Genomic DNA, 21651 nt, shown 5'->3' with positions numbered 1-21651 from the left:
CTCCTGAAGTGGTCGGCCTCCCACCCTTCCCGTCGCCCCTGCCGTCTCGCTCACGCCCCGCTAACGCGGTTCGCCGCCCCGGTCACTGACAGGCGCTCAGGTCGGTCGCGTACGCCAGGTCGCGCACGTCCGGGTCGGGATGCCGGCGCAGGGCGACCAGGGCCGTACGGCACGGCGCCGGCCACGCCAGCCGTGTGCCGAGGGCTTGGGCGAGGGCGACGGCGAGCAGGCCCTGGACGAGTCCCCCGTCCTCGCCCAGGGCCCGGACGGCACCGAGGGCGGGCGCCGGATCGGCGAGCGCGGGCCCGTACTCGTGGGCCTCCTCCAGCTCCTCGGCCGTCCGGAACGCCAGGACGGGACGGCCCTGGACCGCGGCGGTCACCTCGCGCAGGGCGGCCAGGATCTCCGGCCCGGACGCCGTCAGGTCGACCGCCCGGACCAGCAGCGCGGTCCGGATCGTGAGGACCGCCGGCTCGCCCGCGAGCCGGCGCGCCAAGGCGGCGCAGTCACCGGGGGCCAGCCCCGGCGACCGCAGGAGCGACCGCAGGCGGCGGAGCGCCGGAAGGTCCCCGTCCCGTCCGCCCCCCTCCGGTTCGCCGGCCGCGACGCACGCCAGCAGCCGGTCCACCGCACCGAGCAGCGGACTGCCCGGAGCCACGCCCCCGAGCGGGTGCGGAAGCCCGGACCGGGCCACCTCCTGGAGTCCGCTGACCGCGTTCCAGGGCCGTTCGGTCCTGGTCGGGTCGGCGGCGAGGTCCGCGAGCGCGGTGCCCGCCTCCGGGGCGTACCGCGCCCAGCCGGCCAGCCCGGACACCGAGCGGAAGTCGCTCCCCGCACTCTCCGCGAAGGCCAGCCGGGCCATCAGCCGCCCGAACCGCGCCCGGTGCGCCGGCGCCAGGGCGGCCGGGCTCACGTCGAGCAGCGCGCCGCGGTCGGCTTCCGTCCCGTCGACCGCCGACTCCAGCACGGCCCACATCTCCGGGGCCGGCAGCAGCGCCGGCGCGAGACCGACGACGGTCGCGCGCACGTCCGGATGGACGCCGGGCGCCCGGGCCACGGCCGTGAGGAGCGCGACGGCGGCGCCCGGCGGCAGGTGGTGGGCGGCGAGCCGGGCGGCGGTCTTCCGGACCGTGACCTTCACCCCCGACTCCCGCGTGAGCACGTCCTGGAGGAGGGCGGCGACCCGGCCGGGCCGGGCGTGCGCGGCGGCCCGCGCGGCGGCGGACCAGGCCGCGGCGGCCCGTTCGTCGCCGGCGTGGCCGAGAAGGGTGCCGAGGGCCGAGGCGGGATCGTCCGTGTGCGCGACGGCGTCCAGCGCCGCCGCGGCGAGCGCCCGGTCCGCCGGACCCGAGGAAGCGCGCCCTTCGACGTACCGGCGCAGCAGGGCGGGGCCGTGCTCCGGCACCGGCGCCACCGCGCGGAGCGCCGCGGCCCGTTCACCGACGGCCCGGTCCGCGTCGGCGACGACGGCCGCCGCCAGCCGGACCGCGGCCTCCTGCTGCCGCGGCAGCCACCGGCCGGCGTACCGGAAGTCCGGCAGCGGCCGGGCGGCCCCCGCCGGCGGGAACCTGCCCCCGGGGCGTACGGGCTCCGCCAGCGCCGTGTCCAGCAGGTCGGTGCGCTCGGCGGCGAGGACGGCGAGCACCGGCGGCAGGAAGACCGCCGACGGTTCCCGCGCCAGCAGTTCCGCGACGCGCGCGCCACGGGTCGCGGGGTCCGCGAGCCAGGCGGCGGCCACCTCGGCGAAGACCGCGTCCGGGCAGCCGGCGAGCGCCTTCTCCAGACGGTCCTGGAGCTCGGGTACGCCGTACGCGCGGCGTCCGCCGGACGCGACCAGCGCCAGCAGCGGCGCGACGTCGCCGCGGGCGGCGCTCCGGTCCAGCCACGGGCCGAGCGCGGCGGTCACGGCACGCACACCGTTGGTGTCCAACACATTCTCCAGCGGCGGCATTTCGACGCAGCAGGTGTGCGCCGCCAGGGCCTCCAGGAGGCCGGCGGCCGTCGGCAGGGCGGTGCCCGGAGCCGTACGGTCGGCGAGCAGGGCCACAGCCAGCGCGCGGACGGCGTCCAGGGTCACCGGGGACCGGTCCCGGGCCGCGAGCGCGTCCCGGCACACGCGCTCCAGCGACGCCGTGCCGTCGCCGTCCGCGAGCGCGGCCACCAGGACGGGCACGGGCACACCGGCGAGGGTCCCGAGGAAGTCCCCGCGCACGGAGTCCCACTCGTTCGCCAGCCCGCCGGCGGCGCGGGCGAGCACGTCCCGCACCTGCTCCGGGTCGCGGCTGTGCGCGGCGTTGAGGACCAGCGACTCCCAGGCGCCGCCGCGGTCCTCCGCGTCCCGCGCGTGGAGGGCGGCCAGCAGTCCGGGGCGTGCCTCGTCGGGCGGCAGGAGGGCCAGCAGGTTCCGGCGGTCCCACGCGTCCTCGGTCCCGGCGAGGGCGGCCCGGGCCCGGGCGTGCCGCTCGGCGGGAGGCAGCTCGGCCAGGACGCCGGGGTGGGCGCGGACGTGGCGGTCGGGCGGGCCGGCCGCGGCCACGACCGCGTCCAGGAACGCGCCCCGGCGCTCCGGCGGCAGCGCCCGCAGCAGCGCGGTGAAGGCCCTCCGGTGGAACCAGCGCGCGCCGAGCCGGGGCAGCGACGGCGGATCCGCCGCCACGAGCCGCCGGCACAGCGCCGGGCCGGCGGTCCGCTCCCAGCGCCGGTACGGGCGGCCGGGATCCGCGAGCCACCGCACGGTGCGCTCGGCGTCCACCGCGACGAGGTCGCCCAGCCGGTCGTGGACCGGACCGGGCAGGACGCTCGGCCCGTACGTCTCCAGCAGCTCCAGGACGCGCTCCGGCGCGGCGGGCAGCGCCCCGGCCACGCCCGTCGCGACACGCGCCCAGCACGCGTCGCGCACCCTGCCGTCCAGGCCCGCCAGTCGACGCGCGACCTCGTCGAGGACCGCCGACGGGTGGCGGAGCGCCAGCGTGCTCCAGTCCTCGGCCTGCAGCGCGCCCGCCAGTTCGGGCAGCAGCCGTGCGGTGAACTCCGGGGAGCAGCCCGGCAGCAGGAGCGCCGCGTCCCGGTCGCCGTACTCCGCGCGCACCCGCCCGACGAGCCGTTCGGCGAGCGGGGACCGGCGGCCGTCGCGCAGCAGGCGCGCCAGGCCGGCGCGGACCACCGCCGGCGCGTCGTCGTAGGCCGCCTCGACGGCGGCGTCCACGGCACCGGCACCGTCCGCGGGAAGGCGGTGGACGGCGCGGAGCGCGTAGCGGCGGACCACCGGATCGAGGTCGCCCAGCCGGGCCGTCAGGTGCTCCAGGTCACCGGCGGCGTACGCCGCCAGCGCGCCCAGCCGCCGCTCGTACGGGCCGCGGGAGTCCAGCTCGGCGAGCAGCGGACGCAGCGGGCTCCCCGTGCCGTCGACCGGGCGGGTGGCGAGCCGGTGCGCGGTGACGGCGGTGAACCGGAGCCGGGCGGAGTGGGGGAGGGGTTCGAGAGCGGCGAGCAGCGCGCCGGCGGTGGAGATCATCGCGGGCATTGTGCCCCGCCGCCGCCGTGCCCGCCCACCGAATATGCGGCGCACCCCGGCGGGGGGCAGCGGCGGCGGACGTCGATGTCGGATTCCTGCCGGACAGCCGTCCCGCCCGCTGGTTCGCTGGGCGCATGATCACCCCACGTGACGCCTCCGTCTTCCGCTCCCTCCACACGCCCGCCCGGCCGCTCGCGCTCGCCAACGTCTGGGACGCCGCGAGCGCCCGGATCGTGGAGGCCGCGGGCGCCCCCGCGATCGCCACCACCAGCGCGGGCGTCGCCTGGGCGCTCGGCGCGCCCGACGGCGACCGCGTCGCCCGCGACCTGGTCCTGGGCGTCATCGGCCGCGTCACGGCGACCGTCACCGTCCCCGTGACCGTCGACATCGAGGGCGGGTACGGCGGGACGCCCGCCGAGGTCGCGGACACCGTCGCCCGCCTCCTCGACGCAGGCGCCGCGGGCGTCAACATCGAGGACGGCACCCGGCCGCCGACCGCGCTCGCCGAACGGATCACGGCCGCCCGCGCGGCGGCGGAACGGGCGGGCACCGACCTCTTCGTCAACGCCCGCGTCGACACGTACCTGTACGGCCTCGGCGACCCCGCCGGACGGCTGCGGGACACCCTCGACCGGGCCCGCGCCTACGTCGACGCCGGGGCGGACGGCGTCTTCGTCCCGGGCGTCACCGACCCCGCCCTCATCAAGGAACTGGCGGCCGGCGTGACGGTCCCGCTCAACGTCCTGGCCGGCCCCGGCGCCCCGGCCGTCGCCGAGCTGGGCGCCCTCGGCGTGGCCCGTGTCAGCCTCGGCGCGGGCGTCGCCCAGGCCGCGTACGCCACCGCCCGGCGCGCCGCCGCCGACCTGCACCGCACCGGCGGCTACGACGCCCTCCGGGACGGCATCGACTACCCGGAGCTCAACGCCCTCTTCGCGCCGCGCGACTGAGCGCCCGCCCTCGCGCACGCGGTCCCGGACACCGGACGGTCCGACGATCACGCCGTTATGCTGCGGCGTCCGCGACAGGCCAGGAAGGGACCGCCCATGAGCAGCAGCACCACGACCTCCGCCCCGTTCCCCGACCGCACCGAGCTGCGCGGGGAGGGCCTCGTCCTGCGCGACTGGACGGAGGCGGACCTGGCCGCGATGCCGGAGCTGTTCGAGGACCCCGACGTCGCGTACTGGACGCCGATCGTCTCGCCCTTCGACGCACGGGCCGCCGCCGCCCGGCTGGCACGGGCCCGGCAGCTGAAGGCGGAGGGCACGACCCTCCTCTTCGCGATCACCGTCGACGGCGGCGCGCCGCTCGGCGAGGGCATGACGCGCCGCGTCCCCGGCGGCTTCGAGCTCGGCTACGCCGTCGGCCCCGCCCACCGGGGCCAGGGCCTGGCACCCCGCGCGGTGCGGGTGATGGCCGCGTACGCCGTCGAGGAGCTGGGCGCGGAGCGGGTGATCCTGGAACTGGAGGCGGAGAACACCGCCAGCGTCGCCGTCGCCGCCAAGGCCGGCTTCATCCTCCTCGACGTGCCGCTGATCGAGGGGGAGGAGAAGGGCCGCCCGTTCCGCCTCCAGACCTGGGGCCTGCCGCTGCCCCGCTGACCGCAGCCCCCCGGTAGGACCGGGTGTCCCTCCGCCGCACGGCCCCGCCGGGATGCCGCCGGGCCCGGGCGCGGGCAGGCTGGAACCTCGGACCGGCGGCACAGGCAGGGCGGGGAGGACGACATGACGAGGGCGCGGACGACGGACACCCGACCGGACGCGGTCGCGCGGACGCTCGCGCGGCTCGCGCTGCTGGCGGCGCTCGGCTCCGTCGCCGTGCTCGCCCTGGCCATCGGGGACGGCGGGATCGAAGTGCTCGTCGCCGGCTTCCTCGGGCTGGTCCTCCTCGCCGTCGGCGTGTGGTGGATCGTCGCGCACCGCGGCGCGCTCCGGCTCCTCGGGGTGCTCCTCGCGGTCGGCGCCCCCGTCGGCGTCGTCGTCCTCTTCGCCCTCGCCGGCCTGTGGCTGACGGCCCTCGTCCTCGTCCTGTGCTGGGGGACCGCGCTCGCCTGCGCCCGGGCCGCCCTCCGCCGCTCCCGCCCGCCGCGCCCGGTGCGCACGGTGCCGGCCGCGCCGCCGCGGCGGCCCGTCCTCATCATGAACCCGAAGTCCGGCGGCGGGAAGGTCGAACGGTTCGGGCTCGTCGCCCGGGCGGAGGAGCTCGGCGCGCGGGTCGTCGTCCTCGACCCGTCCGCCCCCGCCGACGTGGCCGCGCTGGCCCGGCAGGCCGTCGCCGACGGCGCGGACCTGCTCGGCGTCGCGGGCGGCGACGGCACCCAGGCGCTGGTCGCGGCCGTCGCCGCCGACCACGACCTGCCGTTCCTGGTGATCTCCGCCGGCACCCGCAACCACTTCGCGATGGACCTCGGCCTCGACCGCTCCGACCCGTCCCGCTGCCTCGACGCGCTGACCGACGGCGAGGAACTGCGCGTCGACCTCGGCGACGTCTCCGGCCGGCCCTTCGTCAACACGGTCTCCTTCGGCGTCTACGCCGACGTCGTCCAGCGGCCCGAGTACCGCGACGACAAGGCCGGCACCGCGCTGACCCTCATGCCCGACCTGCTCCTCGGCGACGGGCTGCGGCGGCTCGACGCCCGCGTCGACGACGTGCCGCTCTCCGCCCAGCAGGCCCTGCTCGTCAGCAACAACCCGTACATCTCGCCCGACGAGCTGAGCGGCGCCGGCCGCAGGCCCCGGCTCGACGACGGCGAACTGGGCGTGCTCGGACTGCGCGTGGAGGACGCCACGCAGGCCGCCGACCTCGCGGTGCGCGGCTCCCAGTCCCCGGCGCTCACCGTGCTGTCCGCGCAGCGCGTCGAGGTCACCGCCGACGCCCCCGAGATCCCCGTGGCCGTCGACGGCGAGGCCCTGCGGATGGCGCCGCCCGTCGTGTGCACGCTCCGCCCGCGGGCGCTGCGGGTGCGGCTGCCGCGCGACCGTCCGGGCGTCACCCTCCCCACCCCGCCGGTGCGCTGGCCCCGGATCCTCGACCTGGCCTTCGGCCGCACCGGCGGAACGGCCGGGAACGGGGACGGGAGCTGACTGCGTACGGTCCGGCACCGGAGCTGACGGCATGCCTTCCGGCACAGGAAGTGACGGCGCACGTTCGGGCCCGTGACGTATCGTCCGGGCATGACCGCGCCGCCCTCCCTCGCCTTCGTGCGCCACACCGACGGCCTCCGCCACCGCTTCGACCTCGCCGGCGAGCGCGACGGCCGCTCCGCCTACCGCCGCACCGACGGCGCCGTGTGGTGCGTCTGGTCGGCCGCCGACGGCTGGCACTGCGTGCTCCCGGACGGCCTCGTCACCGCGCACCCCCGGGACGGGCGCGCCGACGGCGCCGCACCGCCGGCGACGGTCTGGCACAGCTTCAAGGCCGACCGCTCCTACCTGTACGACCTCCAGTACCCCGCTCCGGACGCCTGACCCGCGGAAATGCCTCGACACGACCCCCGGTGATCGGGAACGCTGCCCGGATGACCGCGATCGACGACACTCCGCCCGCGTGGGACGAGCGCACCCAGCTCACCACGTTCCTCGACTACGCCCGCGCCACCGCCCGCGCCAAATGCGAGGGCGTCTCCGAGGAGAACGCCCGCCGGGCGCTGCTCCCCGGCTCGCCGCTGATGACCCTGAACGGCCTGATCAACCATCTGCGCTGGGTCGAGTACTACTGGTTCCACGTGATCTTCCTCGGCGGGGAGGACGAGATGCCCTGGAGCGAGGACGACCCCGACCGCGAGATGCGCATCGCCGTCGACTTCCCGCTGTCGCAGCTGCTCGACGAGTACGAGGAGCAGAGCGCCCGCTACCGCGACCTGGTCGCCGCGCACCCGCTCGACGCCCGGGCCGAGAAGCCGGTCCGCGGCGGCGTCCACGTCGACCTGCGCTGGATCCTGCACCACCTCGTCGAGGAGACGGCCCGGCACAACGGCCACCTGGACATCCTGCGGGAACTGCTCGACGGCACGCGCGGCTGACCGCTCACCGGAGGCGACCCGATGCCCGACGACGTGTTTGAGCCGCTGTCCGACGACCGGACCGAACTGCTCTCCGACGACGTGTCCGACCCGCTGTCCGACGACCCGACCGAGCCGCTGCCCGACGACGTCGCCGGCGTGCTCGCCGCGCTTCTCGACCCGGCCGATCCCGTCCACGCGGCCCTGCGCCGGCAGGTGCCGCACCTGCGGGTGACGGGACGGTGCGGCTGCGGGTGCGGAAGCGCCGACTTCGCGCTCGACGTCCGTGCGGTCGCGGCGGCGGCGACCGGCGCCGGGACCGTGGTCGCGGCCGAGGCGACGCTGCTGACGGGGGACGGGGAGTGCCCGGGGGAGGTGCTGCTCTTCGCCCAGGGCGGGTACCTGTCGTGGCTGGAGGTCTGCTCGTGGAGCGACGACACCGAGGTGACCCTCGCCGCCGCGCGCGGATGGCTCCGGGCGCGCCGACCGCACTGACCGCACGGCCGAACAGCCCTCGTACACTCCCTCCGACCCCGCACCACCGGAGCCACGCATGAAGACCCTCGTCACCGCCCGCCACGTGATCGGCTACGACCCCGACGCCGACGACCACGTCCTCCTCCGCGACGGGCAGGTGGTCTACGAGGGCGACCGGATCGTCCACGTCGGCCACGGCTACGACCCGGCGGACTGCGACGAGGTCGTCGACGCCGGCCACGCCCTCGTGGGCCCCGGCTTCGTCGACCTCGACGCGCTGGCCGACATCGACCACGCGCTGCTCGACACCTGGCACGCCGACGACCGGGGCCTGCAGTGGTCGCAGGAGTACGCGGAGCGTGGCCCGACGGCCGTGTTCGACGCCGACGACCGCGCCTTCGTCCGCGCGTACGCCCTGACCCAGCTGATCCGCAACGGCATCACGACCGCGATGCCGATCGCCGCCGAGACCCACACGGACTGGGCGGAGACGTACGACGACCTGGCGGCGGTCGCCGACAGCGCGGCGCGGTTCGGCCTGCGCATGTACCTGGGCCCGAGCTACCGCTCCGGCGTCCCCGTCGTCACGCCGGACGGCGGCCGCGCCCTGTGGTGGCCGGAGCGGAAGGGCGAGGAGGGCCTGGCGGACGCGATCCGCTTTGTACAGGACTTCGACGGCGCCCACGGCGGCCTGATCCGCGGCGCGCTGCTGCCCTGCCGCATCGAGACGCTGACGCCGGAGCTGATGCGCGCCACGGCGACGGCGGCGGAGGAACTCGACTGCCTGGTACGGCTCCACTGCCTCCAGGGCACCGGCGAACTGCGGCACCTGGCGGACCGTCACGGCACCACGCCGCTCGGCCTGTTGAAGGACACGGGCCTGCTCGGCCGGCGCCTCCTCATCCCGCACGCCCTCTACATCGGCGGGCACAGCGACGTCGACGCCCCGTACGCGGGCGAGCTGGACGCCCTCGCGTCGATCGCCGGCATCGTGCACTGCCCGCACACGATGGTCCGGTACGGGGCGGCCCTGGAGGACTTCGACCGCTACCGCGCGGCCGGCGTGACCATCGCCCTGGGCACCGACTCGTTCCCGCCGGACATGATCCGCAACATGGACTACGGCACCAACCTCTCCAAGCTGACCACCGGCCGGCTGGAGGCCGGCAGCGCGGCGGACTACTACCGCGCCGCCACCCTCGGCGGCGCCCGCGCGCTGGGCCGCGACGACCTCGGCCGGCTCGCCCCGGGCGCGCTGGCGGACCTGGTCGTCGTCCGCCTGGACGGCCCCCGCACGGGCCCCGTGGACGACCCGGTCCGCACCCTGCTGATGAACACCTCCGGCGCCGACGTCGACACCGTCGTCGTCAACGGCCGGACGGTGCTGCGCGGCGGAGCGATACCCGGCCTCGACGAGACCGCCTGGCGCGCCCGCGCCCAGGACGTCTTCGACCGCATGAAGGCGGCCTACGCCACCCGCGACTACCGCCACCGCACCCCCGCCGAGCTCTTCCCCGCCTCCTTCCCGTCCTCCTCCGCCGCCGGGGCGCCGGGGCCGCGCTAGCCGGCGAACGGGTTTCCGTCACCGGGGAGGCGCCCGCCCGGCGGCACGTACCGGAGCCGGCCGTCGCGGCCGGTCACGGGCGTGAAGCCGGCGGCCAGCAGTCGAGCGGTGCACCGGGCGAGGGAGCGCCGGCTCACGGACCACAGGACACCCAGCAGAGCCGTCACCGCCACCCAGAAGCCACCGGCGACGGCGAGGACCGAGGCCGCGTCGTCACCGAACGCCAGCCCGAGGGAAAGCGCGCCGAAGGTGAGGGGGACCAGGACGAGCACCGCCCGGGCCCTGGCGGAGTACTGGCGATGGAGGTCCAGGACGATCCGCGCCTCCAGGATGCCGAGCGCCTCAGGCGCGGGCGCCGGCAGGGGGCCCCCTTCGGCCGCGTGCGGATAGCGTTCCCGGTTCTCCCCGGCGAGCGCCCGGGCCCGCGGACCGGGGTCCGGTACGAGCGACAGCACGCTCCCGCCCCGGCCGGTCTGCTGGACGCTCTCGTACGCGTACCCGAACTGCTCGGCGGTGCAGGCGAGCCGGGTCAGTTTCCTCATGGTGGCCGTGGTGACGACCATCCGGACCGGCTCCCCGCTCTCCAGCAGCCGCAGCAGCCTCCGCTGGTGCTTCCTCCCCATGCGCCCCTCCCGGTCGCTCGGGTCTCAGCGTCACCCGGTACGGCGGAAGGCTTCCATGCCCGAACCCCGCACGATCCGGCCCTGTTCCCTGCCGACACGGGGCAGCGCGCCCGCGCCGTCCCCCTGCCCCCTCCGCTACCGGCCCGCTTGCGCCGGCGGCCCCTCCGGTGTGCGGGGCAGCAGCACCGCGACGACCAGGCCACCGGCGGGACGGGGCGCGAGCGTCAGACTCCCGCCGTGGGCCCGCACCACGCTCCGCACCAGCGCGAGCCCCAGGCCCACCCCCGCGTGCCCGTCGCCGCGCACCCGGTCCGTCCCCCGCCGGAACGGCTCGGTGAGGGTCGGCACCAGATCCGCCGGCACCGGCGGCCCCGTGTTCTCGACCCGCACCAGACTCCCCTCGGGCCGCTCCTCCGTGTGCACCGACGCGGTCCCCCCGGCCGGCAGGTTGTGCACCAGAGCGTTCTGCACCAGGTTCGTCACCATCCTCAGCAGCAGCTCCGGGGAACCGCTCGCCCACGCCGCGCCGCCGGTGACCTCCAGCGCGATCCCGCGCCGCTCCGCGAGCGGCAGCAGCGTCTCGGCGGCCTCCTCGGCGACCAGCGACAGGTCCACGGGCTCGCGGGAGTCCAGCCCCCGGTCGCTGCGGCTCAGCAGCAGCAGGGCCTCGGTCAGCTCGATCGCCCGCGCGTTCACCGTGCTCAGCCGTGCGATCAGCTCGTCGCGGTCCCGCGTCGGATCCTCGCGCGCGACATCGAGCAGCGCCCGCGACACGGCCAGCGGGGTGCGCAGCTCGTGCGAGGCGTTCGCGGCGAACCGCTGCTGCTCCGCGACCTGCGCCTCCAGCCGGCCCAGCATCGTGTCGAACGCGTCCGCCAGCTCGCGGAACTCGTCCTCCCGGCCCTCCATCCGGATCCGGTGCGACAGCGACCCGCTGCCGGCCGTCCGCGCCGCCGCCGTGATCCGGGTGAGCGGCGCCAGCATCCGGCCGGCGAGCAGCCATCCTCCGACGAGCCCGAAGACCAGCAGGAAGCCCATCGCCACGGCAGCCGCCGGGAAGAACGTCCGCACCAGCAGATACCGGTTGGGCGAGACGCCTAGGAGCCCCCGGTCGTTGTCGGGGACGTACCGGAGCAGGAACACCCACACCACGCCGAGCAGCAGCGCGCCCGCGACGGTCAGGAAACCGGCATAGCTGAGGGTCAGCTTCCACCGGACGCTCAGCCCCCGGCGCCGGGGTCCGGTGCCGCGGGGCACGGACCGCCTAGCCACGAGAAGGACCGGCGCCGGCGGAGCCCGTACGGGAGGAACCCGTACCGGTGGAACCCGTATCAGCGGCACCACCACCCGAGGCGCCCGCGCCGGGACCGGCCTCCGGTCCGGTGTCGATGCGGTAGCCGACGCCCGGCACCGTGGCGATGATCCACGGCTCGCCGAGCCGCTTCCGCAGGGCGGAAACGGTGATGCGGACGGCGTTGGTGAACGGGTCGGTGTTCTCGTCCCACGCGCGGCCCAGCAGCTCCTCGGCGCTCACCACCCCGCCCTCCGCGGCGACGAGCACGTCGAGGACCGCGAACTGCTTGCGGGTCAGCGCCACGTACCGCCCGTCGCGGAACACCTCCCGGCGGAACGGGTCGACGCGAAGACCCGCGAGCTCGCGGACCGGGGGCCGCGCGTACGCCCGGCGGCGGTGCAGCGCCCGCAGCCGCAGGACGAGCTCGCGCAGGTCGAACGGCTTGGTGAGGTAGTCGTCGGCGCCGAGCGCGAACCCGGACTCCTTGTCGTCGATCCGGTCGGCGGCGGTGAGCATCAGGATCGGGACGCCGCTGCCGGAGGCGACGATCCGGCGGGCGACCTCGTCGCCGGACGGGCCGGGGATGTCACGGTCGAGCACCACCAGGTCGTACGCGTGCACGGCCAGCAGCTCCAGGGCGGTGTCGCCGTCGCCGGCGATGTCGGCGGCGATCGCCTCCAGCCGGAGACCGTCCCGGACGGCCTCGGCCAGATACGGCTCGTCCTCCACGATCAGTACGCGCATGGGGAAAGCCTAGGCACCCCGGACCGCGTCCGGCGCGGGCGCGGTCCGGCGCCACCAGGAACGCGACGCGAGCCCGGCCAGGACGGCGCCCGCGGCGTTGACCAGGACGTCGTCCACCGACGACACCCGGTCCAGGCGCAGCACGTACTGCGCGGTCTCGACCAGCACCGAGCAGCCCGCCCCGAGCGCGAGGACGCGCGGGACGGTCGCCAGCGCCGCGAACCGGACCGGCGCGAAGAAACCGAGCGACGCGAAGACCAGCAGGTTCCCGCCGATCCCGAGCGGGCCCATCGTCACCAGGTCCCGCAGCGGTACGAGACTCACCCGCGGCGGCAGGTCGCCCCCGCCCGGCATCAGCGTCATCCACAGGAACGGCAGCGTCCCGTGCACCATGCCCACCTCGGCCAGCGACCGCCGCCACGCGTCCGCCCCGGCCGAACGCCGCCGCAGCCGCGCCAGCCCCCACGCCACCGCCAGCGCCACCGGGACCGTGACCACCGTCATCAGCACGACGCCGTTGAACGTGCCGAGGCAGCGGTCCCACAGCCCCGCCCGGCAGGCCGGAGCCGCCATCATCAGCGGCCCCCGCATGACGAACAGGACGCCCGCGAGGGCGAGGACCGCCACGCCGGCGGGCAGGAGCCCGCGCGTGCGGCGGCGCGATGCCGGAAGAGCCGTGTCGTCGATCATGCGCCCATTGCACACGCCGGACCGTTGCGACGGCGTATGCGCTTTTCGATACGCCGGCGATACACGCGCCCGGGCCGCCCGGGCACGTACCGCCGGCGGACGTTACCGCTCCCGCTCAGCGCAGCCGGCGCGCCCGCAGCACCACGTCGTGGGTGTGGTGCGCCCCCGCGCCGCCCTCCGGGACCACCCGGGGCCGCTCCTCGTCGACCTCCACCCGCCAGTCGTCGCCGAGCAGCGCGGCGACCATCGACGGCCACACGTAGTCCGCCGGGTCGAAACCGCTCGCGTCGGCGTCGTGGTGCCGCTCCATGCCCGCGTGGTGGACGAGCAGCAGCACACCGCCGGGCGCCACCGCCGCGAGCAGCGCGTGCTCGGCGGCGGCCTCCGGGGTGCGCAGCAGCGCCGGGTACTGCGCCGACACCAGGTCGAACGCGCCCGCCGGCAGCGCCGCGTCGGTCAGCCCGGCGTGCACCCACCGCACCTCCACCCCGGCGTCCCGCGCGTGCGCGGCGGCCCGCCGCAGTGCCACGCCCGACACCTCCAGGGCGGTCACGTCCCACCCGGCGCGGGCGAGCCAGATGGCGTCCGCGCCCTCGCCGCAGCCGACGTCGAGGACCCGGCCGGGGGAGAGGTCGGCGACCTCGGCGACGAGCGCCCCGTTGGGCCGTCCGCTCCAGAGCTGCTGGCGCTCGGCGTAGCGGCCGTCCCAGGCGTCGTGCACGGCGGGGTCGCCGACGTATCCGTCGTCGGCGAAGCCGTCTGAGGGGAGTGCGTCCGAGGGGAGTGCGTCCGAGACGAGAGCGTCCGTGGTGAGTGCGTCCATGGTGAGGTCATCGGCCATGGACCCACCGTCCCCGGTCCCGCCCGGTCGCGGCCAGTCCTCTTGCGGAAACGGCAAAAGCGCCGTGGGGACCGCGGGGGCGGCACGGACCATGGGACGGCCCCGCCGCCCTAGCATGGCGGCGTGTTCGAATACCACGGGTGGATCACGATCCGCGAGACGCCGACGGGCGACGACGACGACGCCCGGCTGCGCCGCATCGTCGACGGCCTCCGGCTCCGCATCGCCGAGACCGCGCACCCCTACCTGCTCGACCTGCGGTGGATGAACGGCGAACCCTTCCTGCACGTGGGCGGCAACGCCAACCACCGTTCGGCCGACGTCCCCGACCTCTTCGCCCACGTCGCCGCCGTCGCCCCCGGCTCGTACGGCCTCCTCCACATCCGCGACGACGAGGACCCCGGCCACGAGAACGAGCTCCGCGTCCTCAGGCTCGCCCGCGGCCGGGTCACCCACCACACGGAGCCGCTGCTGTCCCCCTGCATCCCGGCGCTGGAGGACGAGGACCCCGCCGGTCGTCCCTAGTCCCTAGGGGTACGGACCGGCGCCGGCCCCGCCTCTCATGGCTTCGCCGCGTCCCGGAGGGCGTCGAGCAGCGCGCGCAGCACCGGTTGTTCCAGCGCGCTGCGCCGGACCACGGCGTGGATCGCCCGCACCGGTTCGGGGTGGCGGACCCGCCGGACGACGACGCCGGGGTGACGGGCGCTCAGGCCGAGGCCGGGGATGAGGCTGACGCCGAGACCGGCGGCGACGAAGCCCTGGGCGGTCGCGTAGTCCTCCGAGGTGGCCGCGAAGTCCGGGCTGAAGCCCGCCGCGGCGCAGGCGTCGACGAGCGGGGCGAGACACGGGCCGGGGGGTTCGCTGCCGACCCAGGGTTCACCCGCCAGGTCGGCGAGGTCCACCACCCGCTTCCCGGCCAGGCGGTGCCCGCCGGGCAGCACGGCCCGGTACGCGTCGTCGACGAGGTGGACGACGCGGATGCCCGGCCGCGCGTCGTCCGGCGGCCGGACGACGACGGCCAGGTCGGCGTCGCCCGCGATCACCTCCGCCAGCGCGTCGTCCGGATCGGCCAGGCGGGGGTCGATCGCCACGCCGGGATGCTCCTGGCGTACGCGCGCGAGGGCTGGCGCCAGCAGCGTCGGGCCGACGGACGCGAAGTAGCGGAGGGTCAGCCGGCCCTCGCGCCCGGCGCGGAGGTCGGCCAGCGCCGTCTCCGCCTCGGCGAGCTGTTCGCTGACGGCCGCCGCGTACCGCGTGAGCAGGAGTCCGGCCTCCGTGGGCCGCACGCCCCGGCCGACGCGTTCCAGCAGGGTGCTCCCGGTCTCCCGTTCCAGGGCGGAGATCTGCTGGCTCACGGCGGATGGGGTGTAGCCGAGGTGGGTCGCCGCCGCCGTCACGGAACCACTGGTGACCACGGCGCGGAGGATCTGCATGCGCCTCACGTCCATCATGTAGAGCAGCTTAACGAAGGCGTAGAACCTTTTTCTTGTCCTTCCGGAAGGAGTGCGGCAGCGTTCGAGACAGTGCCCGGCCGATCGAGGGGAGATGACGGTGGACGGTCTCGTGGACAGGACGCGGACGGCGGTGCGGATCGCCGTGCTCGCCCTCCTCTGGGGATCGACGTTCCTCTGGATCGAGGTGGCCCTGGAGGCCCTGGCCCCGGTGCAGGTGACGTTCGCCCGGTGCCTGCTCGGGGCCGCGACCCTGCTGGCCGTCTGCCTCGGCTCCGGTCGGCGGCTGCCCCGGGGCCGGACGGTGTGGGGCGGGATCGTCGTCGCCGCGTTCTTCTGCAACGCCCTGCCGTTCGCCCTGTTCAGCTTCGGCCAGCAGAGCATCGACTCCGGCATCGCGGGAGTCCTCAACGCGACCACCCCCCTGTGGTCCCTGCTGATCGGCGTGGCCGCCGGAGCCGAGCGCCGCCGCCTGCGTCCGTCCCGCGTCTCGGGGCTCCTGCTCGGCTTCGCCGGAGTCGTCCTGATCTCGGCGCCGTGGCAGGCGGCCGGGGCGGGCGGGGCGGGCGGGTCGGGTACTGGGGCCGGGGCGGGCGGCTGGGGTGCCCTCGCCGTCGTCGGCGCGGCGGCGAGCTACGCCGTCGGCTTCCTCGTCATGGGCCGGCTGGCCGGCCGGGGGATCCCGAACCTCTCCCTCTCCTCGGCCCAACTCCTCGCGGCCACTGTCCTCACCGCCCCCACCCTGGCCGCCGGCGGCCTGACCCCCGTCGACCTCTCCCCGCGGCAGCTGGTCGCCGTCGTCGTCCTGGGAGTCGTCGCCACCGGCGTCACCTTCCACCTCACCTACCGGAACATCGCCGCCGAAGGCGCCACCAGCACGGCCACCGTCGGCTACCTGCTCCCGGTGGTCTCGGTGGCGCTGGGAGTCGTCGTGCTCCACGAGGACTTCAGCCTCCGCACCGGCCTCGGCATGGCCGTCGTCCTCGCCGGAGTGGGCCTGACCCGGCGGGCACCCCGTCCCCCGGCACCGGACGCCGACCACCGCCCGGACCCGCCCCACCCCCGGGCACACCACCCGCGGGCACACCACTCGCGGCCCACCCCCACCACTCCCACCACTCCCACCACCGCCCCCGCCCGAACGGAAGACCGATGAGCATCCTCTACCAGCTCGACGCCTTCACCCCCACCCCCTTCCGGGGCAACCCGGCCGGCGTCCTGCTCGCGGCCGACCACCTCACCGACGCCCAGATGCTCGCCGTCGCCCGCGAACTCCACCACTCCGAGACGGCCTTCGTCCTGCGCGCCGACGGACCCGACCACGACGTGCGCGTACGGTTCTTCACCCCCACCACCGAGGTGCCCACGTGCGGACACGCCACCGTCGCCGCCCACGCCGCCCGCGCCCTCGAATACGGGCTGCCCTCCGGCCCGCTGGTGCAGAAGACGGGCACGGGCCTGCGGCAGCGCGTCCACGTCGACCGCGACGGCGACCGCGTACGGATCCGCATGCACCAGGGAACGGCCGCGTTCGGCCCCGAACTCGACGATCCCCAGGTCGGACGGCTGCTGCGCGCGCTGGGCGCCGCGCCCGGGGACGTCGCCGGGGACGGGCCGGTCCAGGTCGTCTCCACCGGCCACGCCAAGGTCCTGCTCGCCCTCCGCGACCGCGCCGCCGTGGACGCCCTGCGGCCGGATCCCGCCGCGCTGACGTCCCTCAGCCACGCCGTCGGCGCCAACGGCTTCTTCGTCTTCACCCGGGCCACCGGAGACGCCCGCCTGCTCACCTGGTCCCGGATGTTCGCCCCCGCGATCGGCATCCCCGAGGACCCGGTGACCGGCAACGGCCACGGCCCGCTCGGCGCGTACCTCCTCCGATACGGCATCGTGCCCGCGCCGGACGGCCGCCTGTCCTTCACCGGACGGCAGGGAGCCGCCATGGGCCGCCCCGGGGAAGTCGACGTCGACGTCACCACCACGGCCGACGGCCACCTGGACGTCTCGGTCAGCGGCACCGCGGCGACGGTCTTCCGCACGGAACTCCCGATCTGAACCCGATCTGAGACGTGCTCTAGCGCACGGTCCGCAGCCAGGTGATGCGGGTGACGGTCACCGCGTCCGGGTCGCCGGTGAACCACTCGACCAGCACCGGGTGGCCGGGGACGTCCAGGTCGTACACGTCGCCCCACTGGTCCGTCGCGCTCGCCCCCGGCGGCACGGTGCCGCGCTCATGCGCCTCCGCGACGGCGGTCAGGGTCCGCACCGTCGCCGCGAACGCCTCGGGCGCCTGGGCGGACATGGCCGAGAGGACCGCGGCGGCCTGATCGGTCAACCCGTGGCTCACCGGGCCCCGCTGAGCGAGGCGAGGAGCGCCGCGAGCGGACGCACCCCGTCGCGCCCGCCGGTCCGCAGCGCCGCCGCCCGCGCCCGGTCCGCGTCCGTACGCCGCGAGTCGGCGACGGCCCGCAGCCGCCACCGGTCCATCACCGCCACCTGCTCGTCCCCGGCCTGGGCCGCGTGCAGTTCCTCCAGGAACGCGCCCTTGCGACCCGGCGCGAGCGCGGCCAGGATCGCGTCGGCGGTCCGGGGGATGCCGGGCTCGGCAGGGCGGGGCACCACACCCATCGCGGCCCTCCTTCCGTGAGAACGAGGCCTTCTGACGAGACGTCCGTTCCCACGGTAGACCAGCACCCGCCGCCGCCGGGCGAGGACCGCGAGCCCGCCGGGCGCTAGTTCTCGCCGAGCGGATAGTCGGGCGCCGAGGCCACCGCACCCGCGCCGTCCGCCGGCGTGAAGTCCTGCCGTTCGACCACCAGGGCCGCCACCGCAGGCCCCGAACCCTCCACGGCGACCGCCTGCCCGCCCCCGCCGACCCCCGCCACGACGACCGCACCCGCGACCAGCCACCCGTACCCACGCCTCATGACAACCCTCCACCGCACCGCGTCCGTACGCCGAGCGTGCCACGCACCCGCCCCCGCCACCAGATAGTCCGTCAGGCCGCCGCCCCTGACCGTCGTCCCCTGGCCGCGGCTGTCGGACGCCGACTACGCCGCGTGCGACGCCTGGCTGCGCCGAGAGGCGTGAACGGGGCGCGACGGTCACGCCGCGCGGGGCCGGGACAGGGTGGGCGGGACGTGGAGGTCGGCCGCCGTGGCGGTGCGGACCTCGTCGACGGTGACCCCCGGGGCGAGTTCGGCGAGGGCGAAGCCGGCCGGGGTGACGTCGAGGACGGCGAGGTCGGTGATGACCCGGTGCACCACGGCCCGGCCGGTGAGGGGGAGGGTGCAGGTCTCGACGAGCTTGGGCGTGCCGTCCTTGGCGGTGTGCTCCATGAGGACGATGACCCGGCCGGCGCCGTGCACGAGGTCCATCGCGCCGCCCATGCCCTTCACCATCTTGCCGGGGATCATCCAGTTGGCGAGGTCGCCGGCGGCGGAGACCTGCATCGCGCCGAGGACCGCCGCGTCGATGTGACCGCCCCGGATCATCCCGAAGGACAGCGCCGAGTCGAAGAAGGAGGCGCCGGGGAGCGTGGTGACGGTCTCCTTCCCCGCGTTGATGAGGTCGGGGTCCAGGTCGTCCTCGGTGGGGTACGGGCCGACGCCGAGGATGCCGTTCTCGGACTGGAGGACGACCTCGATGCCGGGCGGCAGGTGGTTGGGGACGAGCGTGGGGAGGCCGATGCCGAGGTTGACGTAGCTGCCGTCGGTGAGTTCGCGGGCGGCGCGGGCGGCCATCTGGTCGCGGGTGAGGGCCATCAGGCGGCTTCTTCCTGTCGGACGGTACGGCGTTCGATGCGGCGTTCGGCGGCGGGGTCGCCGGGCGTGACCCGGACGACCCGCTGGACGAAGACGCCCGGGAGGTGGATCTCGTCGGGGTCGAGCTCGCCCGGCTCGACGAGGTGGTCGACCTCCGCGACGGTGATCCGCCCGGCCATCGCGGCCAGCGGGTTGAAGTTCCGGGCGGAGGACCGGAAGACGAGGTTGCCGTGCCGGTCGCCGAGGGTGGCCCGGACGAGCGCGAAGTCCGTCGTGATGGCCTCCTCCAGCAGGTACGGGCGTCCGCCGAACTCGCGCGTCTCCTTCGGCGGCGACGCGACGGCGACCGCGCCGCCGGGGCCGTACCGCCACGGCAGTCCGCCCTCGCCGACCTGCGTACCGGTGCCCGCCGGGGTGTAGAAGGCGGGGATGCCCGCGCCGCCGGCCCGCAGCCGCTCCGCGAGCGTGCCCTGCGGGACGAGTTCGACCTCCAGCTCCCCGCTGAGGTACTGGCGGGCGAACTCCTTGTTCTCGCCGACGTACGAGCTCGTCATCCGCGCGATCTGACCCGCCGCGAGCAGCAGCCCGAGCCCCCAGTCGTCGACCCCGCAGTTGTTGGAGACGACCCGCAGGCCGTCCGTGCCGCGCTGCCACAGCGCGTCGATCAGCGTGCCGGGTATCCCGCACAGCCCGAAGCCGCCCACCGCGAGCGAGGCGCCGGCCGGGATGTCGGCCACCGCCTCCGCCGCGCTCGCGACCGTTTTGTCCAGACCCATGGGAGCCCTTTCCTCAGACAGCCGGATGACCGCGCAGGTCAGAGCCGGTGGCCGATACGACCATGGGCAGCGAGACTAGGCAGCCACCGGAGGACGCGACCATGGCTGCCGCCGCCATACCGACCCCGGTGGAGATGGTGCCGACCACCGCCTCCCTGCGCCGGGCGGCCCGGACCGGCACCTCCGGCTCCCGGCTGCCCCGAGCCGGCCGACGCGTACGCACGGGCCGGCAGCAGGTGGTGCCGTACGCCATCGCCCTGCACGGAAGAGTGGGCGACACGCCCATGGGTCGGGCCGAAAGGGCGGCATAGCCTCTCGCGCGTCCCGCCTCGCGACCGACCCCCTGGAGGCCCGCCCGTGCGTCCCACCCCCGGCTCCCCGCCGACCACCCCGCCCCACGCCGCGTCCGACACCCCGCCCGACACCGCGCGCCGGGCGGCGCGCCCCGCCGGCGCGGCCCGTACCCTTCTCGCCGCCCTCGCCCTGACCGCCCTCACGGTCACGGCCGTACCGACCGCCGCCGCCACCCCCGTCACCACGCCCGCCATCCCCGGCATCACGTCCGCCACCCCCGTCACCACGCCCGCCACCACCGGTGCCCCCGCCGCCGGCCACTGCGCGCGCATGGACCAGCTCCGCGTGCCGGGCGCCGAGCACCAGCGGGCCGCCTGCCTCGGCGAGCTGACCACGGCCGGCACCGTCGCCTCGGGCCACACCGACCCGGCCGACTGGGCGGGGCTCACGCCCAAGGACCTGGCCGTCCCCAGCGGCGTCCCCGGCATCCAGATCGACGGCTACTTCCCCGACACCTCCACCACCAACACCAACCATGGCTGGAACCACGACGCCCAGTTCGTGCTCCGCCTGCCCGACCGCTGGAACGGCGGCCTCGTCGTCGCCGGCACCCCCGGCAACCGCGAGCAGTACGCCAACGACCGGGCGATCGCCGACTGGGTGCTGGCCCGCGGCTACGCGTACGCCGCCACCGACAAGGGCAACACCGGCCTCGGCTTCCACCGCGACGGGAAGGCGCCCGGCGACGCGATCGCCGAATGGAACGAACGGGTCACCCAGCTCACCCGCGCCGCCCGCGCCACGATCGCCCAGCGCTACCACCGGCCCCCCGCCCGCACCCTCGCCACCGGCATCTCCAACGGCGGCTACCTGGTCCGCTGGCAGCTGGAGAACCACCCCGAGCTGTACGACGGCGGCGTCGACTGGGAGGGCACCCTCTGGAAGGCCGACGGCCCCCACCTGATGGAGTTCCTGCCGAAGGCCCTCCGCGCCTACCCCGTGTACGCGGCGGGCGGCGCCGGCGCCGAGGAGGCGCGGCGGCAGATGCACGCCGCGGGGTTCCCGGCCGGATCGGAGTTCCTGTGGCCGTACCACCACCAGGTCTACTGGGACCTCACGCAGCGCGTCTACCGCGAGGAGCTGGACCCCGGCTTCGACGGCGCGACCGAGGCCGGCACCCCGTTCTGCGCCCCCGGCACGCCCGCCTGCGACACCGACTACGACTACGCGAGCCGGCCCGCCGAGGTCCGGCAGGCCGTGGAGAAGATCGCGCTGACGGGCCGGATCGGCAAGCCCCTCATCACTCTGCACGGCACCCTGGACGTCCTGCTCCCGATCGGCGAGGACTCCGACGTGTACGCCCGGATGGTGCGCGATGCCGGCCGCGGCGCGCTGCACCGCTACTACCGCATCGAGGGCGGCACCCACACCGACTCCCTCGTCGACGCCTTCCCCGGCCGGCTCCGGCCGCTCGTCCCCTGCCACCGCAGTGGCTTCACCGCCCTGGAGCGCTGGCTGGCCACCGGCAGCCGCCCGCCCGCCTCCCGGACCGTTCCCCTGCCCGCCGACGCGGACCCGGCCGCGCTCCTGGACCGCTGCTCCCTCGGCCGCTAGACGCCACGGGT

24 protein-coding genes are annotated in these 21651 nt (G+C 76.1%); 12 read left to right on the top strand and 12 right to left on the bottom strand.

Features of this window, described 5'->3' with window-relative positions:
* Positions 1 to 82: 82 nt before the first annotated feature.
* The gene (locus ACFVQZ_RS02030) at positions 83 to 3514 is read right to left on the bottom strand and encodes a hypothetical protein (RefSeq protein WP_383618865.1); all 3432 of its coding nucleotides are present in this window, start codon (positions 3512 to 3514) and stop codon (positions 83 to 85) included.
* Between the two features lie 134 nt (positions 3515 to 3648).
* On the opposite strand from ACFVQZ_RS02030, the gene ACFVQZ_RS02025 reads away from it, so the two are divergent.
* The 7 genes from ACFVQZ_RS02025 to ACFVQZ_RS01995 all read left to right on the top strand — a co-directional run bounded on the left by ACFVQZ_RS02025 (position 3649) and on the right by ACFVQZ_RS01995 (position 9552).
* Positions 3649 to 4461: an isocitrate lyase/phosphoenolpyruvate mutase family protein gene (locus ACFVQZ_RS02025; protein ID WP_383618863.1), complete on the top strand. Its 813-nt coding sequence runs from the start codon at positions 3649 to 3651 to the stop codon at positions 4459 to 4461.
* A gap of 96 nt (positions 4462 to 4557) precedes the next feature.
* The gene (locus ACFVQZ_RS02020) at positions 4558 to 5112 is read left to right on the top strand and encodes a GNAT family N-acetyltransferase (protein WP_383618861.1); all 555 of its coding nucleotides are present in this window, start codon (positions 4558 to 4560) and stop codon (positions 5110 to 5112) included.
* Positions 5113 to 5235: 123 nt separating this feature from the next.
* On the top strand, positions 5236 to 6594 hold the full coding sequence (locus ACFVQZ_RS02015; RefSeq protein WP_383618859.1) for a diacylglycerol/lipid kinase family protein: 1359 nt from the start codon (positions 5236 to 5238) through the stop codon (positions 6592 to 6594).
* Positions 6595 to 6684: 90 nt separating this feature from the next.
* Positions 6685 to 6978, top strand: a complete 294-nt coding sequence (locus ACFVQZ_RS02010; protein WP_383618857.1) for a hypothetical protein — start codon at positions 6685 to 6687, stop codon at positions 6976 to 6978.
* Positions 6979 to 7028: 50 nt separating this feature from the next.
* On the top strand, positions 7029 to 7532 hold the full coding sequence (locus tag ACFVQZ_RS02005; RefSeq protein ID WP_030493042.1) for a DinB family protein: 504 nt from the start codon (positions 7029 to 7031) through the stop codon (positions 7530 to 7532).
* A gap of 21 nt (positions 7533 to 7553) precedes the next feature.
* On the top strand, positions 7554 to 8006 hold the full coding sequence (locus ACFVQZ_RS02000) for a hypothetical protein (protein ID WP_383618855.1): 453 nt from the start codon (positions 7554 to 7556) through the stop codon (positions 8004 to 8006).
* 58 nt (positions 8007 to 8064) lie between these two features.
* Positions 8065 to 9552 (top strand): chlorohydrolase family protein, encoded by a 1488-nt coding sequence (locus ACFVQZ_RS01995; protein WP_383618853.1) that lies wholly within the window; start codon positions 8065 to 8067, stop codon positions 9550 to 9552.
* On the opposite strand, the gene ACFVQZ_RS01990 is transcribed toward ACFVQZ_RS01995, so the two are convergent.
* From ACFVQZ_RS01990 to ACFVQZ_RS01970, 5 genes are all read right to left on the bottom strand, one after another.
* Entirely contained in the window at positions 9549 to 10175 is a 627-nt protein-coding gene (locus ACFVQZ_RS01990; RefSeq protein WP_383618851.1) for a hypothetical protein, read from the bottom strand. The genes ACFVQZ_RS01995 and ACFVQZ_RS01990 overlap by 4 nt on opposite strands.
* 135 nt (positions 10176 to 10310) lie before the next feature.
* A complete protein-coding gene (locus ACFVQZ_RS01985) occupies positions 10311 to 11432 on the bottom strand; it encodes a HAMP domain-containing sensor histidine kinase (RefSeq protein ID WP_030493045.1) in 1122 nt (373 codons plus the stop codon).
* A gap of 7 nt (positions 11433 to 11439) precedes the next feature.
* Positions 11440 to 12213, bottom strand: coding sequence for a response regulator transcription factor (locus ACFVQZ_RS01980; RefSeq protein ID WP_051787472.1), 774 nt, complete (start codon positions 12211 to 12213; stop codon positions 11440 to 11442).
* A 9-nt stretch (positions 12214 to 12222) separates the two neighbouring features.
* The gene (locus ACFVQZ_RS01975; protein WP_383618848.1) at positions 12223 to 12903 is read right to left on the bottom strand and encodes a VanZ family protein; all 681 of its coding nucleotides are present in this window, start codon (positions 12901 to 12903) and stop codon (positions 12223 to 12225) included.
* A gap of 115 nt (positions 12904 to 13018) precedes the next feature.
* The gene (locus ACFVQZ_RS01970) at positions 13019 to 13744 is read right to left on the bottom strand and encodes a class I SAM-dependent methyltransferase (protein ID WP_383618846.1); all 726 of its coding nucleotides are present in this window, start codon (positions 13742 to 13744) and stop codon (positions 13019 to 13021) included.
* A 123-nt stretch (positions 13745 to 13867) separates the two neighbouring features.
* Between ACFVQZ_RS01970 and ACFVQZ_RS01965 the strand changes: the two genes are divergently transcribed.
* A complete protein-coding gene (locus ACFVQZ_RS01965; RefSeq protein ID WP_030493049.1) occupies positions 13868 to 14269 on the top strand; it encodes an Imm7 family immunity protein in 402 nt (133 codons plus the stop codon).
* A 35-nt stretch (positions 14270 to 14304) separates the two neighbouring features.
* On the opposite strand, the gene ACFVQZ_RS01960 is transcribed toward ACFVQZ_RS01965, so the two are convergent.
* Positions 14305 to 15195 carry a LysR substrate-binding domain-containing protein gene (locus tag ACFVQZ_RS01960; protein WP_030493050.1) on the bottom strand — a complete coding sequence of 297 codons (891 nt, stop codon included), beginning with the start codon at positions 15193 to 15195 and terminating at the stop codon, positions 14305 to 14307.
* A gap of 100 nt (positions 15196 to 15295) precedes the next feature.
* Here ACFVQZ_RS01960 and ACFVQZ_RS01955 point away from each other — a divergent pair, with 100 nt between their 5' ends.
* Both ACFVQZ_RS01955 and ACFVQZ_RS01950 read left to right on the top strand, forming a co-directional pair.
* On the top strand, positions 15296 to 16351 hold the full coding sequence (locus ACFVQZ_RS01955) for a DMT family transporter (protein WP_383618843.1): 1056 nt from the start codon (positions 15296 to 15298) through the stop codon (positions 16349 to 16351).
* Positions 16348 to 17247: a PhzF family phenazine biosynthesis isomerase gene (locus ACFVQZ_RS01950; protein ID WP_383618841.1), complete on the top strand. Its 900-nt coding sequence runs from the start codon at positions 16348 to 16350 to the stop codon at positions 17245 to 17247. Before ACFVQZ_RS01955 ends, ACFVQZ_RS01950 begins: the two co-directional genes overlap by 4 nt.
* 19 nt (positions 17248 to 17266) lie before the next feature.
* Here ACFVQZ_RS01950 and ACFVQZ_RS01945 read toward each other — a convergent pair whose 3' ends face one another.
* From ACFVQZ_RS01945 to ACFVQZ_RS01925, 5 genes are all read right to left on the bottom strand, one after another.
* Positions 17267 to 17527, bottom strand: coding sequence for a hypothetical protein (locus tag ACFVQZ_RS01945; RefSeq protein WP_030493053.1), 261 nt, complete (start codon positions 17525 to 17527; stop codon positions 17267 to 17269).
* 8 nt (positions 17528 to 17535) lie between these two features.
* Positions 17536 to 17820: a hypothetical protein gene (locus ACFVQZ_RS01940; RefSeq protein WP_030493054.1), complete on the bottom strand. Its 285-nt coding sequence runs from the start codon at positions 17818 to 17820 to the stop codon at positions 17536 to 17538.
* A gap of 104 nt (positions 17821 to 17924) precedes the next feature.
* Entirely contained in the window at positions 17925 to 18119 is a 195-nt protein-coding gene (locus ACFVQZ_RS01935; RefSeq protein WP_030493055.1) for a hypothetical protein, read from the bottom strand.
* Between the two features lie 177 nt (positions 18120 to 18296).
* Positions 18297 to 18956 (bottom strand): CoA transferase subunit B, encoded by a 660-nt coding sequence (locus ACFVQZ_RS01930; protein WP_030493056.1) that lies wholly within the window; start codon positions 18954 to 18956, stop codon positions 18297 to 18299.
* Entirely contained in the window at positions 18956 to 19732 is a 777-nt protein-coding gene (locus ACFVQZ_RS01925) for a CoA transferase subunit A (RefSeq protein ID WP_030493057.1), read from the bottom strand. Before ACFVQZ_RS01925 ends, ACFVQZ_RS01930 begins: the two co-directional genes overlap by 1 nt.
* A 101-nt stretch (positions 19733 to 19833) precedes the next feature.
* Between ACFVQZ_RS01925 and ACFVQZ_RS01920 the strand changes: the two genes are divergently transcribed.
* Complete coding sequence (locus ACFVQZ_RS01920; RefSeq protein WP_383618837.1) at positions 19834 to 20043, top strand: hypothetical protein; 210 nt, start codon at positions 19834 to 19836, stop codon at positions 20041 to 20043.
* Between the two features lie 46 nt (positions 20044 to 20089).
* Positions 20090 to 21640, top strand: a complete 1551-nt coding sequence (locus tag ACFVQZ_RS01915) for a tannase/feruloyl esterase family alpha/beta hydrolase (RefSeq protein WP_383618835.1) — start codon at positions 20090 to 20092, stop codon at positions 21638 to 21640.
* Positions 21641 to 21651 lie beyond the last annotated feature (11 nt).

The organism is Streptomyces sp. NPDC057854 (assembly GCF_042797055.1).
Taxonomy (GTDB): domain Bacteria; phylum Actinomycetota; class Actinomycetes; order Streptomycetales; family Streptomycetaceae; genus Streptomyces.
This window is presented reverse-complemented; position numbering and strand designations above follow the sequence as displayed.

Excerpts from the sequence above, each read along its gene's own strand:
- ACFVQZ_RS02030 (WP_383618865.1), bottom strand. The coding sequence starts at position 3,514 with ATGATCTCCACCGCCGGCGCGCTGCTCGCCGCTCTCGAACCCCTCCCC.
- ACFVQZ_RS02025 (WP_383618863.1), top strand. The coding sequence starts at position 3,649 with ATGATCACCCCACGTGACGCCTCCGTCTTCCGCTCCCTCCACACGCCC.
- ACFVQZ_RS02020 (WP_383618861.1), top strand. The coding sequence starts at position 4,558 with ATGAGCAGCAGCACCACGACCTCCGCCCCGTTCCCCGACCGCACCGAG.
- ACFVQZ_RS02015 (WP_383618859.1), top strand. The coding sequence starts at position 5,236 with ATGACGAGGGCGCGGACGACGGACACCCGACCGGACGCGGTCGCGCGG.
- ACFVQZ_RS02010 (WP_383618857.1), top strand. The coding sequence starts at position 6,685 with ATGACCGCGCCGCCCTCCCTCGCCTTCGTGCGCCACACCGACGGCCTC.
- ACFVQZ_RS02005 (WP_030493042.1), top strand. The coding sequence starts at position 7,029 with ATGACCGCGATCGACGACACTCCGCCCGCGTGGGACGAGCGCACCCAG.
- ACFVQZ_RS02000 (WP_383618855.1), top strand. The coding sequence starts at position 7,554 with ATGCCCGACGACGTGTTTGAGCCGCTGTCCGACGACCGGACCGAACTG.
- ACFVQZ_RS01995 (WP_383618853.1), top strand. The coding sequence starts at position 8,065 with ATGAAGACCCTCGTCACCGCCCGCCACGTGATCGGCTACGACCCCGAC.
- ACFVQZ_RS01990 (WP_383618851.1), bottom strand. The coding sequence starts at position 10,175 with ATGGGGAGGAAGCACCAGCGGAGGCTGCTGCGGCTGCTGGAGAGCGGG.
- ACFVQZ_RS01980 (WP_051787472.1), bottom strand. The coding sequence starts at position 12,213 with ATGCGCGTACTGATCGTGGAGGACGAGCCGTATCTGGCCGAGGCCGTC.
- ACFVQZ_RS01975 (WP_383618848.1), bottom strand. The coding sequence starts at position 12,903 with ATGATCGACGACACGGCTCTTCCGGCATCGCGCCGCCGCACGCGCGGG.
- ACFVQZ_RS01970 (WP_383618846.1), bottom strand. The coding sequence starts at position 13,744 with ATGGCCGATGACCTCACCATGGACGCACTCACCACGGACGCTCTCGTC.
- ACFVQZ_RS01960 (WP_030493050.1), bottom strand. The coding sequence starts at position 15,195 with ATGATGGACGTGAGGCGCATGCAGATCCTCCGCGCCGTGGTCACCAGT.
- ACFVQZ_RS01950 (WP_383618841.1), top strand. The coding sequence starts at position 16,348 with ATGAGCATCCTCTACCAGCTCGACGCCTTCACCCCCACCCCCTTCCGG.
- ACFVQZ_RS01940 (WP_030493054.1), bottom strand. The coding sequence starts at position 17,820 with ATGGGTGTGGTGCCCCGCCCTGCCGAGCCCGGCATCCCCCGGACCGCC.
- ACFVQZ_RS01935 (WP_030493055.1), bottom strand. The coding sequence starts at position 18,119 with ATGAGGCGTGGGTACGGGTGGCTGGTCGCGGGTGCGGTCGTCGTGGCG.
- ACFVQZ_RS01930 (WP_030493056.1), bottom strand. The coding sequence starts at position 18,956 with ATGGCCCTCACCCGCGACCAGATGGCCGCCCGCGCCGCCCGCGAACTC.
- ACFVQZ_RS01925 (WP_030493057.1), bottom strand. The coding sequence starts at position 19,732 with ATGGGTCTGGACAAAACGGTCGCGAGCGCGGCGGAGGCGGTGGCCGAC.
- ACFVQZ_RS01920 (WP_383618837.1), top strand. The coding sequence starts at position 19,834 with ATGGCTGCCGCCGCCATACCGACCCCGGTGGAGATGGTGCCGACCACC.